Genomic DNA, 13,470 nt, shown 5'->3' on the forward strand with positions numbered 1-13,470 from the left:
CGGTGCCTCCTTTACTGTTACTTACGCCTTGGCGAGGATCGCGGTGGGTGCATCCGCCGCGGTCTCGGCCAGCTCTTCGAACTCGTTCACGCCGTTGATCTCAACGCCCATGGAGATGTTGGTGATCTTTTCCAGGATCACTTCAACAACCACGGGAACCTTGAACTCGCCGGCCAGTGCCTTGGCCTTGTCGAATGCGGCGGGCAGGTCGTTCGGGTTCTCAACGCGGATGGCCTTGCAACCCAGGCCTTCGGCAACCTTGATGTGGTCAACGCCGTAGCCGTTGGTCTCCGGGGAGTTGATGTTCTCGAAGGCCAGGGAAACGTTCTGCTCCATGTTGAAACCGCGCTGGCTCTGACGGATCAGGCCCAGGTAGCTGTTGTTCACCACAACGTGGATGTACGGCAGGTTGAACTGGGCGCCCACGGCCAGTTCTTCGATCATGAACTGGAAGTCGTAGTCACCGGAGAGGGCAACAACGGTGGCGTCCGGGGTGCCGCGTACAACGCCCAGGGCTGCCGGTGCGGTCCAACCCAGCGGACCGGCCTGGCCTGCGTTGATCCACTTGCGGGCACCGAACACGTGCAGCATCTGGGCACCGGCGATCTGGGAGAGACCGATGGTGGACACGTAGGTGGTGTCCTTGCCGAAGGCCTTGTTCATCTCCTGGTACACGCGCTGCGGCTTGATGGGCACGTTGTCGAAGTTGGTCTTGCGGTGCAGGGAGCCCTTGCGCTCCTGGCACTCGGCGACCCAACCCGAGTAGTCCGGCAGGGTCTTGGCTGCCTGGCGCTCGCGGGCCAGCTCCAACAGACCGTCCAGCGCCGCACCGGCGTCGGACGCAATGCCCAAGTCGGGGGAGAAAACGCGACCGATCTGCGTCGGCTCGATGTCGATGTGCACGAACTTACGGCCTGCCGTGTAGGTGTCCAGGCCGCCGGTGTGGCGGTTGGCCCAACGGTTGCCGATGCCGATCACGAAGTCGCTCTGCAGGAAGGTCTCGTTGCCGTAGCGGTGCGAGGTCTGCAGGCCAACCATGCCGGCCATCAGCTGGTGGTCGTCCGGAATCGCGCCCCAGCCCATCAGGGTGGGGATGACAGGAACGTTGAGGATCTCGGCCAGTTCAACCAGCTGGGCCGAAGCGCCGGCGTTGATGATGCCGCCACCGGCAACGATCAGCGGGTGCTGGGATGCGGTCAGCAGGTCCAGTGCCTTTTCCAGCTGCTTGCGGGAAGCCTTGGGCTTCTCCACGGGCAGGGGTTCGTAGGCGTCGATGTCGAACTCGATCTCGGCCATCTGAACGTCGATGGGCAGGTCCAGCAGAACCGGGCCCGGACGGCCCGAACGCATTACCTGGAAGGCCTTCTGGAAAGCACCGGGAACCTGACCCGGCTCCAGAATGGTCATGGCGAACTTGGTGACTGGCTTGGCGATGGACTCGATGTCCACGGCCTGGAAGTCTTCCTTGTGCAGCTTGGCAACGGGTGCCTGGCCGGTGATGCAGAGCATCGGGATGGAGTCGGCCTGGGCTGCGTAGAGGCCCGTGATCATGTCGGTGCCGGCGGGGCCGGAGGTGCCGATGCAGACGCCGATGTTGCCATCAGCTGCGCGGCTGTAGCCGTCGGCCATGTGGCTGGCGCCTTCAACGTGGCGGGCCAGCGTGTGGCGGATGCCGCCGTGGGCACGCATTGCCGAGTAGAAGGGGTTGATTGCTGCGCCTGGCAGGCCGAACGCCTCGGTGGCGCCTTCCTTTTCCAGGATGGCTACGGCCGCATCAACGGTACGCATCTTTGCCATGGTGTGCTCCTTGAAATCTTGGGTTCGCCCCGCGTTGGGGGCGGAAAAAGGGTGTGGTGAGGGAGCCGCCGTCGTAATTCACGACGGCGGGTTCCCTTGGTTTGGTGCTTAGTGCCTTACTTGCGGCCGCTGAGCTGGAGGACCTGCTTGAAGAGGCCCGAGTGGTCCAGACCGCCGTCGCCCTGGTTGACGGTTGCGGCGACGAGCTGCGCGACGACGGCACCGAGCGGGACGGCGACGTTGGCTTCGCGGGCTGCGGAGGTGACGATGCCCAGGTCCTTGTGGTGGAGGGCGAGGCGGAAGCCGGGGTCGAAGTTGCGGTCGAGCATCTTCTGGCCCTTCTGGTCCAGGACCTTGGAGCCGGCCAGGCCGCCGCCGAGGACCTTGAGTGCTGCGTCGGTGTCGACGCCGTAGGCCTCAAGGAAGGCGATGGCCTCGCCGAGGACCTGGATGTTGACGGCGACAATGAGCTGGTTGGCTGCCTTGACGGTCTGGCCGGAGCCGGACGGGCCGACGTGGACGATGGTCTTGCCCACTGCGTTGAGGACATCCTGTGCTGCCTCGAAGTCTGCTGCGTCGCCGCCGACCATGATGGAGAGGACGGCGTCGATGGCGCCCTGTTCGCCGCCGGAGACCGGGGCGTCGAGGGGGCGGATGCCTGCTTCTACTGCTTCTTCCGAGAGGCGCTTGGCGACGTCGGGGCGGATGCTGGATGCGTCGATCCACAGCGTGCCCTTCTTCGCGTTGGCGAAGACGCCGTCCTTGCCGCTGACGACACCCTGAACATCGGGGGAGTCCGGGACCATGGTGATGACGACGTCGGCGTCCTTGACTGCGTCCGCGATGCTGCTGGCGCCTTGACCGCCCTCGGAGACGAGCTTGTCGATCTTGTCCTGGCTGCGGTTGAAACCGGTGACCGTGTGGCCGGCCTTGACGAGGTTGATGGCCATGGGGAGGCCCATGATTCCGAGGCCGATGACTGCAACGTTGCTCATTGTGGTTCTCTTTCTGAAAGTCTTTTTAGCTCAGGTGTGCTTGTTGAGCTGGGTGCTTAGTTGGCGTTGGCGCGCTGGCGGATGGCCCAGCTGAATGCCGTCTCCTGCGGTTCCTTGTATTCCAAACCGATGTAGCCCTCGTAGCCGAGTTCGCGGCTGCGGGCGATCCACTCGCCGAGGGGGAGGGTGCCGGTGCCGGGTGCGCCGCGGCCGGGGTTGTCGGCGATCTGGATGTGGCCGAAGTCCTTGGCGTGGTTCTCGATGACGGATTCGACGTCGTCGCCGTTGACTGCCAGGTGGTAGAAGTCGGCGAGGAGCTTGATGTTCTGTGCACCGGATTCTGCCTTGACGCGGGCGATGACCTTGAGTGCGTCTTCAGCCGTGAGGAGCGGGTACTTGGGTGCGCCGCTCACCGGCTCGAGGAGGACAGTTCCGCCAATACGTGCGACGCCGGCAGCTGCTGCGGCGAGGTTCTTGGCGGCGAGTTCGTCCTGCTCTTCAGGGGTGAACTCATCCTGGCGGTTGCCGTAAAGGGCGTTGAATGCCTTGCAGCCCAGGCGCTCACCGATGCCGGCTACGACGTCGATGTTGTCCTTGAACTCGGAGCAACGTCCCTTCCAGGAAACGAGGCCGCGGTCGCCGCCGGGCATGTTGCCGGCGTTGAAGTTCAGGCCCGTGAGCTGAACGCCGGCGTCCTTGATGGCTGTTTCAAACTCTGTGGTCTCTTTGTCGGTGGGAACCGAAGTGGCGAAGGGCCACCAGAACTCGACGGCGTCAAAACCGGCTGCCTTCGCGGCGGCGGGGCGCTCGAGCAAGGGCAGCTCCGTCAGGAGGATGGAGCAGTTCACTGTGTACGTCATCGTAGGTCCTTCCGAGGAGGGGCTTTGATCTATCTTCCTCTGTGCTTCGGCTGGCCCTAGTGCTTGGCCTCAGTTTCCGCTTTGTGGAATTTAGATTCTGCTTTATGAAAAGTTTAGGGAAGGTGGAGGTGTGAGTCAAGGGGGTGGGTGGGGAGGTGCGGGTTTGGGATACCAGGCTCGTGCCGCTCCTATACCTATCTAGAAGCTCCGTCCCACCCTTTGGGGGAAGCGGCGTGTTGCGACACGGATAGGGTCTAGCAATAAATGTCCTTTGGCCCAAGGGCGCGGACATAGGATCGGGGGCACTGTATAGGACATGAATGGGGGCCTCTGTGAGCTTCAGCGCTACTCGATTGACCTGCTACGCGTTGCTTTCAAGCCTGGAACAGGACATGCGGGCCTTGGTCTCGGAAGCTACGGCAAGCCCCGAGATACCTATCGAGTTGCCGCAGGATAAGAGAGCGAAAGTAGACGAGCGTCGCAAGCGAGATGGTCAAGCCCCTGCGGCCAATATCCAGGCGGTGCTTCCTTATCTAGACTTTGCCGAAGTCTACGAATTGGCCATGAGCCTAAAGAGAAAGCTGTCACCGACGCAGCTAACGGCCATTGCACCGCTTTCCTCTCGCATGGAGAGAGTGGTGTCCATTAGAAATCGGGTCGCTCACACGAGGCCGATGGAGATTGATGACTCGGCAACCCTAATAGACGCAGCCAAAGAGCTGGCAAATTTTCCCGGCATTTGGGCCGAAACTGACGTTACACTCAGTCGGCTCTCCGAAGATCCGTCGTACGTGCTCGGTCTAACAATGCAATTACCTAAGGATGGTGACAAAGGGCCACAGCACAACCTGCCGGTTCCTGACTTTGACGAGACCGGGTTCTTCGGCAGGCAGGAGCAACTCCGTCAGATTAAGAAGGCAATTAAAGGACCTTATCCTGTTATTTCTATTCTAGGAGACGGTGGCATAGGTAAGACGTCTCTTGCTCTAAAGGCCGCTTATGATCTTCTGGATGACCCAAGCATTAGCTTTGACGCCATTGTTTGGGTTACTGCTAAGTCGACCATCTTGTCATCCAATGAGATTCAACGAATTCAAGGTGCCATTGAGGATTCACTAGGTCTTTTCGATCAGGCCGCTTCAATCCTTTCCGGATCTGAGAACACTGATTCCGAGGATGAAATCCTCTCCTACCTCGAGAATTTTAAGGTACTTCTAATTCTTGATAACCTAGAGACCGTACTCGATGATAGGCTTAGGAATTTCCTACTTGAGTTACCACTTGGTAGCAAAGTTGTAATCACAAGTCGCATAGGCGTCGGCAGCACCGAATATCCCGTGAGCCTAACACCCCTAGGTACAGATGATGCATCTCGACTATTAAGGGCACTAGCTCGAGTTCGAGGAATACAGCAACTGCGAGAATTACCGCAAGAGATAGTCGAGCGCTGGGTAAACGCAATGAGTGGGCATCCTGCCTATATCCGTTGGTTTGTCGCTGGAGTCCAGACGGGGAAGCGTCCAGAGGATCTGCTTACCAACAATGCACTTCTTTTGGACTTCTGCATGTCGAACGTATACGAGTACCTGGGCGACAATCCCCGTGCAGTGCTTCGTAGCATGCAGGTCTTGCCTGGGGCCCGCAATCAGGCTGAACTCGCATATCTTAATGATTTTACCGCCGATGATATTCAGTCCGCGCTACTCGAATTGCTGACAACAAATTTTGTTTCGATGTCTAATCTCAATAGCAATCAGTCTGTGGATACTGGCTACCAGCTGACCGATTTTGCAAAACAATATCTAGATAAGCATCACCCTGTCATACCTGAAGAGCGTAAGTGGCTTCTCGAACGTAAGGATAGCCTGTCGCTTATGGGTACCGGATTAGTGGCCCTAATCCGTGCGACCCCGTATGACGCCTCCACTGTTTCGGTGAGAGGGCCTGGCGACTTTCACGTCGCTCGCCTGTTACGGGAGGCCCTATGGTTGCCCACTGAGCGGGAGCGTGCTCTAGAACTATGTTTTGAGGCGCAGAAGCTGGCACCTACATTCTCAGAGGCTTGGAGGATTGAAGGGTATATCCACTCGATGGACCGCAACGACCACGCTGCGCAGATGGCTTATGAACGGGCCATCGAACTGGCACCCGAGTCGGCCTCCTCGTATTTCCATTACGGAAGCTTCCTGCTCTCTGACATGGGTGACGCACCGGCCGGACTCCGCGCGCTCCAGACTGCAGCGCGCTTCGATCCGCAATCCATCGAGATACTCAAGGGGATTGCCTGGGCGCATTACTCGATGGAGAGTTTTTCTGAAGCTGCCGAGACCGCCGGTGTCATAGTTGAAGATCGGTCCGTCTCGGCACCTGAAAAGGTACGAGCACTCCAGCTTTTTGTCCGGTCGAGGAATGCAGAGGCACTCCGGTGTCTAAAAGTTGATGATATTGACGCTGCCGTCGAAGCAATCGAACTCGCAGTTGAATTCTTGGCATCTGTCGCCGATGAACGGACAGTCGCGTCGGCGGCAGATCACGTATTGCATCTTCAGCAAACGGCGAGTGACATCTCACGCCGAAGCAAAGGATATGCAAGTTCTAAGTCTGAACATTTTGCAGCCACCCTTCGGGCCTTATCAGAACTTGCCGCCGGTGACGACGCGCGGACCATAGGTGCGGTAAAGAGCATGAAATCCGAAAAGGGTTATATGTTTCTGCGCTCACAAGGTAAGGATTACTTCTGTCATGCGAAAGATTTTTCAAACCAAGATGATTGGCAGCGAGTCCAGATAGGCTCTATTTGTGGATTTACAGTCTCCTCAAATGGTTCAAAAGGTCTTCGAGCGATGAATGTGAGCCTTATAGACATCTAACCGGCAATTTTTTCGCTTGTCCATTCACTTAGTTCTAAGATGTAGAATTACATGGCTCTTCAGCAGCCCGCCGAGAAGTCTTAAAAACTCTCCTTTTTGAAGTATTTCCTCGGCTGAGGAGAACTGTATGTTTCCCGTTGGGTGTGCTATGTCATTGCGTTCATTCATGATATCTGAAAGACGCTTTCTGGCTTCTTGCTTGCACATGCCATCGCTATTGTTCTCAAAAAGCAGCTTTACCTCAGTCTGCTTTCCTACTTCTGTCCAAAAATCAGCAAGACCGATTCGCTTCAAGACATCATCGAGGACGTCAGGTCTCATGTTCGAATCGGTGTAAGAGATAAGCCAGGAGTCCACTTGCAGCTCCTCACTACCGGGCTTCTCTCGCTCAACCAGCTTCGTTAGGATATCGAATGCCTCCAGCTCTGTAAGTCTGAACTTGCTGGGATCTCGGGCAACATCAAGTGAACGATTATGTAAATATCTGCGGACGGGATCAGGCAGTTGCTCGTAGGTCTCGGCCGCCTCGACGAGGTAGTCCGTCGCGGCTTCAACCGTCTGCCTAACAAAAAATTCGAACCGCCCGGCTAGATAGAGCAGTATCGCGCCCGACAATATCGGCAGGTCAGTTCTCAACGGCTTCGATAGATCTAGAAGTGATTGAGCGGAAGGCCACGACGCAACAGAATCTTCCGGCGGGTTTGTCGAAGCAAAAGCGTGAAACTGAATGATGAACTCCAGTAAGCGCCGCGCGCGCGAAAGGTCCGCTTCGAAGTCTCTGAAGGACGCATCGATCGCAGGGTAGCTCACAAGCCGGCTCCAAGGATCTTGGACGCCAAATTTACGCGGCTACGTATGGCTTCCATAGTGTTGCCGCGTCCAACGAGTATGTCGTACTCGGCTGGGTCTGATAGGGCCTCACTCAAGCGGTCACGAATAGAGCCGCACCGTTGCAGAACAGAACTGCTGTCGGTATCGCTCACCGCGACCATGAAAGCGTCGTACATTGGGCGACTTCTCCGTCCGCCATCGGGAAGTCGGAACGGAGCCCCTTCGAAGACAGTGTCGAGCGTGGAGAGGCTAGAGGTGAACTCATCTCTCATCTGGACGATTTCCATTGCCGGTGCTTCCCTATTTCGTTCCATGTACGAGTCAAGTAGTCGCTTGAGTGAACCTCCGCGATTGTTGGCAATCGCATCACGGATGGCAAAGAAGCGGAGCACCAGCTCAGCATCCGCGAGTGAACTAAACAAGGCATTGGCAAGCAGGTCGCTCGAAGGGTTCTCTGCCTCCTCTGCGGTGTAGGGTGGAATGCCCCATATTCGGGTAAACAAGGGCGTTCTTGCAAGGGCCATGATCATGGAGTTAAGTTCTCCCGGGTAAAGTGCGTTCCGCAATTCCTGAGGGTTTAGGCGCACTCCACCAGTGTTCAGGCGGTCAAATAGTACGCGTCTGACATCAATTCCTTGGTCATCCACCGCTCGAGTCTCTGCCAGGAGAACGACTGCGGAGAGGCTCCGTCGAAGGAGACCTTTCTGGAGGACTGTAGGTAGTTCACGAAATCGTTTTCGATTCAGTTCGGGCCAATACTCTAGACCAGAAAGAGGAAACTCGTTACCTAGAAATGATCGAATGGCTTCTAATCTTTGGCGACCATCGATTACCTCGTACTCATTGTAATCACGCTCGAACATAAAGATCGGTGGTACTGGAATGTTCAGAAGGAATGATTCAATCAGTAGGGAACGTTTACGAAGCGGCCATCGAAGCCTTCTCTGGTATTCTGGCGAGGTGTGAATTGATTCGGCGCCAGGCTGGAGCGCATGTCTCAAGTAGTCCAGCTGATAGTCTTTCGTCTCACGTATGACGCGAAGCTGGCTTTGGGCATACTTCTCATCGGCCGTCTGTGCAGGACCTTCACTTTCCGGGGTTCCGCTCTGCGCATCGTCGATTTCTTCTTCGAACCACTCTTCGACTTCAGTCGTAGGTACGGAAGGGTCATTGGTCATGAAACGTAGGTTATCGGGAATCGGGGTGAAACCGTGAAAGAGTCGGACACTTTGCAGCTATTCTCTATGGTGTCCCCTTTCCGCCCCGCGGCTCGGCTACTCCTTAGGGCTTAAACGAGGGGTAGCTCCGCATGGTGACAGCGGATTCTGGTCCTAGGAATTAGCCGTCGCGCCGTTAGTTCCGTTCTGCCGAGGTGGTGGGCGCACACTACCCACCCAACGTGGGTCGATGGCATCGTCTTGGTGGGTACGAGAGAAATTGACCGGCGTGACAGCACGGGCATAGCCAGCCATGCTTGACCTTGCCGTGCCTTGAATCTGGCATCATCTTGGGGCATGAGGACGCTCTGGTCGCTGCCGGGTTCTAAATAGGTTCGGGAGCAATTGAATGTCGCCAGGGCTTCAAAAGCTCCCGTGCCATTTACAGTCATCATTAGAACCTCTCCTGGCGGTACTTCTAGTTGATGCGTCTAAGCTGAGAACGCCGGTGGACCGGCTCAATGTGGCGGCAGGCGTCATCCGCGGAAGGACAAACAATGGCTCGGTCGACAGTGCAAGATGTCGCCAGGACTGCTGGTGTATCCGTCGGGACGGTGTCGCGCGTCCTCAACGGGAGCTCGGCCGTAAGCGCCACGGCCAAGGAAAAGGTCAACGCCGCAATCAAGGAACTGAGCTACCGACCTCTTGCCTCGGCGCGAGACCTAAGAAGAGACCGAACCATGCGCGTCCTTGCCCTCGCCAAGAACCTCGACTCCCTCGTCATCAGCGAAGTCTTCCGCGGAGTAGGAGACGCGGCCGCGGACAACGGATACGTCAGCCTCATTGCAGCGACAGACGGGGACCGTGACCGTGAACAGCAACTCGTGGACATGCTGCGGAACGGCTCCGTGGACGGCCTGGTGATCTTTTCACCTACCATGCCGGACGAAGAAGTAAGCGCCGTCGCCGAGCAACTCAGCGTCATCCAGGTCTGTGAAATCGTCGATGCCGAGGCAGCGTTCGGAGTTTCCATCGATGACCGCCAGGCAGGCTACGACATCACCAAGCACCTCATCGACACTGGCGCCAAGAAGCTGGCCATGCTTGCCCATAGGGGTGCCCGCTCCGGCCGGCTCAGGGAAGAAGGTTTCCGCCAGGCACTCAAAGAGGCAAACCTCGAGCCGGACCGGGTCCTCCTAGGCGAGGGCAACTTCGGCTTCCACGCAGGCCGTAATCTCACAAAGAAGCTCCTGGAAGCCAAGGACCTCCCGGACGCCGTCTTCTGCGGAACGGACGTCGTCGCCGCCGGGTGCGTCCGTGAGCTGACCGACGCGGGCCTGAGAGTTCCGCATGATGTCGCCGTTGCAGGCTTCGACGACTCAGCCCAGGCAGAGATGTGCGTTCCGGAGCTGACTACAGTGAGGCAGCCGGCCTACGAGATGGGCCGAGCGGCCTTCGCCGAGCTCCTGGAGCGGATGACTGTCGAGGGGGCGCACCGTAAGGGGCGGACCTTCTTCCCGCACCAACTCGTCATCCGGGACTCCACTAAATAAAAGGGTTGACAGCCACGAGCAACCACTGCAAAACTACTTTGGAATCGATTCCACGGGCCGCAAGGCCTTTTTTCAAAGCGACATTTGGAATCGATTCCACCACTCAGCACAGCACCCGGCAACGAAGCCAAACTCAGGACTGCGCAACAGCCAAAGCGCCGCACTGAACATCCCCACAGTCACCAAAGGAGCCACTTGTGGACTTGAACCGACCTGCTCTCCCGCTCCAAAACAAAGCCACCAAACGCACAGCCCTCGCCGCCACCGCCATAGCAGCAGCCCTCCTCCTCAGCGCCTGCGGCGGGGGAGCAGCTCCCCAAGGTGCGGAACAAGCGGCAGCCGCCGATCCGTCGTCGGGCGCTAATGCCAGCGGTGCCGTGAACGTCTGCGGCGTCAAGGACGCGAGCGGCATCTACAAGGGCACGGCTGAAGCGTTCACCAAGGCAAACGGCAAGGTCACGGCCAAGTACACCGAGATCGGCGCCACCACGGACGAAGCCCGCACGCAGATTGTGCAGCGGCTCGAAGGCAAGTCCACGGAGTGCGACATCTTCATCTCGGACGTCATCTGGACCTCCGAGTTCGCATCGCAGGGCTGGCTGCTGGACCAGACCAAGCTGGTGGAAGCCAACAAGGACCGGCTCATTCCCTCCACTGTGGAAACCACCAAGTACCAGGACAAGTACTGGGCCTCGCCGTTCTTCACCAACGCCGGCCTGATCTACTACCAGAAGGACAAGGTAGCCAAGCCGGAGACCTGGCAGCAGCTCTACGCTGAAGCAGCCAAGGCCCCGGGCAACGGGTTCGTCTACCAGGGCAAGCAATACGAGGGCCTCACGGTGAACTTCCTCGAAATGCTCTACAGCGCGGGCGGCGAAGTCCTCGATGACCAGGGCAACGTCAAGATCGACTCCCAGGAAACCCGCGACGTCCTCAACTTCATGACCGACGGCCTCAAGAACGGCTCCGCCGACCGCGCCGTCCTCACCTACAACGAAGACCCCGCCCGCCTGGCCTACGAGTCCGGCAGCTTCGGATACCAGCGCAACTGGCCGCACGTGTACCGCCTGCTGAACGCGACGCCGCTCGCGTCCAGCTTCGCCGTTGCACCGCTGCCGGCCTGGGAAGGCGGCAAGGCCTCGGGCGTGCTTGGCGGCTGGAACTTGGCAATCTCGGCCAACTCCACCAACCAAGCAGGGGCGGTTGCCTTCATCGACTTCGCCACGACGCCGGACTGGCAGAAGCACGTGGCCATGGACTACTCGCAGGCCCCGGTGAATGAGGCTGCCTACTCCGACGCCGCGGTGCTCCAGAAGATGCCGTTCGCTACTGAACTCCTCGCCTCGGTCAAGGGTGCCAAGCCGCGCCCGATCTCCCCGGTCTACCCGCAGATTTCGCAGGCGATCTACAAGAACGTCTACGCCGTCCTCTCCGGCACCACCTCCACCGAGGACGCCGTGAAGAAGATGGCCGACGAAGTCGCTGCGGCCAAGTCGAGCTTCTAACCATGGCCATCAAGACCCTCCAACCCGGTCGCGGGGCGCCAAAACGCGCAACGAACGACGGCGGCGTCCCCGGTCGTGTGTCAGGCCGCGACCGCGCCGAACGCCGTCTCGCCTTCCGCATGACCGCGCCGTCGCTGATCCTCATGGCCCTCGTGGCGGCGGTCCCGATCGGCTACGCAATCTGGCTCTCGATGAACCAGTACAGCGTCCGCACGGCTGGGCTCTCGCGGTTTGTCGGCCTGGAGAATTACATCAACGCCCTGGCCAGCCGCGAGTGGTGGGCCGCGTTCGGCCAGACCTTCCTCTTCGCGGGCCTCTCTGTGAGCTTGGAGCTGATCCTCGGCACGGCGATGGCGTTGCTGCTCAACCTCGCGTTCAGGGGTCGCGCCGTCCTGCGCACGGTGGTCCTGCTGCCGTACGCGATCGTCACCGTGGTCAGCGCCATCACTTGGCAAACGATGTTCCAGCCCAACCTCGGACTGGTCACCAACGTCCTCTCCGCACTCGGACTGCCGGGCGGCGACGTCGTCTGGCTGGGGGAGCACGGCTACGCCATGGCGGTGATCGTCCTCGCCGACGTCTGGAAGACGACGCCATTCGCGGCACTCATCATCCTGGCCGGCCTGCAGGTCATCTCCGCCGAAACCTACGAGGCCGCGGAGCTCGACGGCGCCAGCAAGTGGCAGACCTTTGTCCACATCACCCTGCCGCTGCTGCGTCCCGCGATCGTGCTCGCCGCGATCTTCCGCACCATGGATGCCCTGCGCGTGTTCGACCTGCCGTTCGTCCTCACCCGCGGCGCGAACGGCACCGAATCGATGTCCATGCTGGCCTACGGCGAACTCCGCGAAAACCGGCTGGTTGGCGAGGGCTCGGCCCTCTCCATCCTCACCTTCATCACCGTCATGGTGGTCTCGGTCATCTACATCCGCTTCGGCGGCGGCAACATCCGCGACGTCGCGAAGGAGGAGCAATGAGCACGCTGACGGCAGAACGCACGACGCCGGCACCCGCCCCCGGGCGCAAGTCACCCAAGCGCCGCTTGCGCGGGGAGGCGAAACTCCATCCCTTGGTGTGGGTATTCGTCGTCGCGGTCATGGGCTTCTCGCTCATCCCCTTCTACTGGCTGGTGAACACCTCCCTTAAGAAGGGAGCGAGCCTGTCCAAAGGCGAGCTCTTCCCGAGCCAGCCGACCCTGGAGAACTACTTGGTTGTCTTCCAGAACCCCGAGTTCCTCCTGGCCTTGCGCAATTCGGTGATCATCGCCGTCGTAACTACAACCGTGGCGCTGGTGTTCGCATCCTTCGCCGCGTATGCGCTGGCCCGGCTGAAGATGCGCCGCAAGGCGATGATCCTGACGCTGATCCTCTCGGTGACGACGTTCCCGGCCATCGCCATCGCGGCCCCGATGTTCTCCATCTGGCGCGAAATCGGGCTTTACGACACACTGCTCGGCCTCATCATCCCGAAGCTGACGTTCGCGCTGCCTTTGGCGATCTACACGCTGACGTCGTTTTTCAAGGAGATCCCGCGTGAGCTCGAGGAATCGGCGTACATGGATGGCGCTACGCCGTTCACCGCGTTCCGCAAGGTCATCCTTCCGTTGGCAGTGCCCGGCCTGGCGACCACCGCGATCCTGGTGTTCATCTCGGTCTGGAACGAGTTCCTCCTGGCCGTCACGCTGACCACCTCGCCCGAAGCCCGCCCGGTACCGGTCGCGATCGCGTTCTTCAGCGGAACCAGCGAGTTCGACCAGCCCCTCGGCACCATCAGCGCGGCATCGGTGATCATCACGGTCCCGCTCGTGATCCTGGTGCTGCTGTGCCAGAAGCGCATCGTGTCCGGTATGACCGCGGGCGCGGTCAAGGGCTAACAGCTTTCCAAAACCATCAAGAAACCCAG

Annotated in this window: 9 protein-coding genes and 1 pseudogene; 5 read left to right on the plus strand and 5 right to left on the minus strand. The window is 59.3% G+C overall.

Going from position 1 to position 13,470, the window contains the following annotated elements:
• Positions 1-21: 21 nt before the first annotated feature.
• The 3 genes and pseudogenes from gcl to PQ627_RS08680 form a co-directional block, all read right to left on the minus strand.
• On the minus strand, positions 22-1,797 hold the full coding sequence (gene gcl / locus PQ627_RS08670; RefSeq protein WP_274260095.1) for a glyoxylate carboligase: 1,776 nt from the start codon (positions 1,795-1,797) through the stop codon (positions 22-24).
• 116 nt (positions 1,798-1,913) lie between these two features.
• Positions 1,914-2,810, minus strand: a pseudogene (locus PQ627_RS08675) (2-hydroxy-3-oxopropionate reductase); the annotation flags it as partial.
• Between the two features lie 38 nt (positions 2,811-2,848).
• Positions 2,849-3,652 carry a hydroxypyruvate isomerase family protein gene (locus tag PQ627_RS08680; RefSeq protein WP_274260099.1) on the minus strand — a complete coding sequence of 268 codons (804 nt, stop codon included), beginning with the start codon at positions 3,650-3,652 and terminating at the stop codon, positions 2,849-2,851.
• A gap of 332 nt (positions 3,653-3,984) precedes the next feature.
• On the opposite strand from PQ627_RS08680, the gene PQ627_RS08685 reads away from it, so the two are divergent.
• Positions 3,985-6,522 carry a tetratricopeptide repeat protein gene (locus PQ627_RS08685; protein WP_274260101.1) on the plus strand — a complete coding sequence of 846 codons (2,538 nt, stop codon included), beginning with the start codon at positions 3,985-3,987 and terminating at the stop codon, positions 6,520-6,522.
• A gap of 24 nt (positions 6,523-6,546) precedes the next feature.
• Here PQ627_RS08685 and PQ627_RS08690 read toward each other — a convergent pair whose 3' ends face one another.
• Entirely contained in the window at positions 6,547-7,332 is a 786-nt protein-coding gene (locus PQ627_RS08690) for an MAE_28990/MAE_18760 family HEPN-like nuclease (RefSeq protein WP_274260103.1), read from the minus strand.
• Positions 7,329-8,531, minus strand: coding sequence for a DUF262 domain-containing protein (locus tag PQ627_RS08695; protein WP_274260105.1), 1,203 nt, complete (start codon positions 8,529-8,531; stop codon positions 7,329-7,331). The genes PQ627_RS08690 and PQ627_RS08695 overlap by 4 nt, the downstream gene beginning before the upstream one ends.
• A gap of 536 nt (positions 8,532-9,067) precedes the next feature.
• Here PQ627_RS08695 and PQ627_RS08700 point away from each other — a divergent pair.
• The 4 genes from PQ627_RS08700 (at position 9,068) to PQ627_RS08715 (ending at position 13,441) form a co-directional block, all read left to right on the plus strand.
• Complete coding sequence (locus PQ627_RS08700; protein WP_274260108.1) at positions 9,068-10,063, plus strand: LacI family DNA-binding transcriptional regulator; 996 nt, start codon at positions 9,068-9,070, stop codon at positions 10,061-10,063.
• A gap of 197 nt (positions 10,064-10,260) precedes the next feature.
• Positions 10,261-11,568 (plus strand): ABC transporter substrate-binding protein, encoded by a 1,308-nt coding sequence (locus PQ627_RS08705; RefSeq protein ID WP_274260110.1) that lies wholly within the window; start codon positions 10,261-10,263, stop codon positions 11,566-11,568.
• Positions 11,569-11,570: 2 nt separating this feature from the next.
• Positions 11,571-12,545: a carbohydrate ABC transporter permease gene (locus PQ627_RS08710; protein WP_274260112.1), complete on the plus strand. Its 975-nt coding sequence runs from the start codon at positions 11,571-11,573 to the stop codon at positions 12,543-12,545.
• The gene (locus PQ627_RS08715) at positions 12,542-13,441 is read left to right on the plus strand and encodes a carbohydrate ABC transporter permease (RefSeq protein ID WP_274260113.1); all 900 of its coding nucleotides are present in this window, start codon (positions 12,542-12,544) and stop codon (positions 13,439-13,441) included. The genes PQ627_RS08710 and PQ627_RS08715 overlap by 4 nt, the downstream gene beginning before the upstream one ends.
• Positions 13,442-13,470 lie beyond the last annotated feature (29 nt).

This window comes from Paenarthrobacter sp. AB444, from assembly GCF_028736865.1.
GTDB classification, from domain to species: Bacteria; Actinomycetota; Actinomycetes; order Actinomycetales; family Micrococcaceae; genus Arthrobacter; species Arthrobacter nicotinovorans_B.

What these genes read in the sequence shown, in the direction of transcription:
- PQ627_RS08695 (WP_274260105.1), bottom strand. Translation starts at nt 8,531, where the DNA reads ATGACCAATGACCCTTCCGTACCTACGACTGAAGTCGAAGAGTGGTTC.
- PQ627_RS08710 (WP_274260112.1), top strand. Translation starts at nt 11,571, where the DNA reads ATGGCCATCAAGACCCTCCAACCCGGTCGCGGGGCGCCAAAACGCGCA.
- PQ627_RS08700 (WP_274260108.1), top strand. Translation starts at nt 9,068, where the DNA reads ATGGCTCGGTCGACAGTGCAAGATGTCGCCAGGACTGCTGGTGTATCC.
- gcl (WP_274260095.1), bottom strand. Translation starts at nt 1,797, where the DNA reads ATGGCAAAGATGCGTACCGTTGATGCGGCCGTAGCCATCCTGGAAAAG.
- PQ627_RS08680 (WP_274260099.1), bottom strand. Translation starts at nt 3,652, where the DNA reads ATGACGTACACAGTGAACTGCTCCATCCTCCTGACGGAGCTGCCCTTG.
- PQ627_RS08715 (WP_274260113.1), top strand. Translation starts at nt 12,542, where the DNA reads ATGAGCACGCTGACGGCAGAACGCACGACGCCGGCACCCGCCCCCGGG.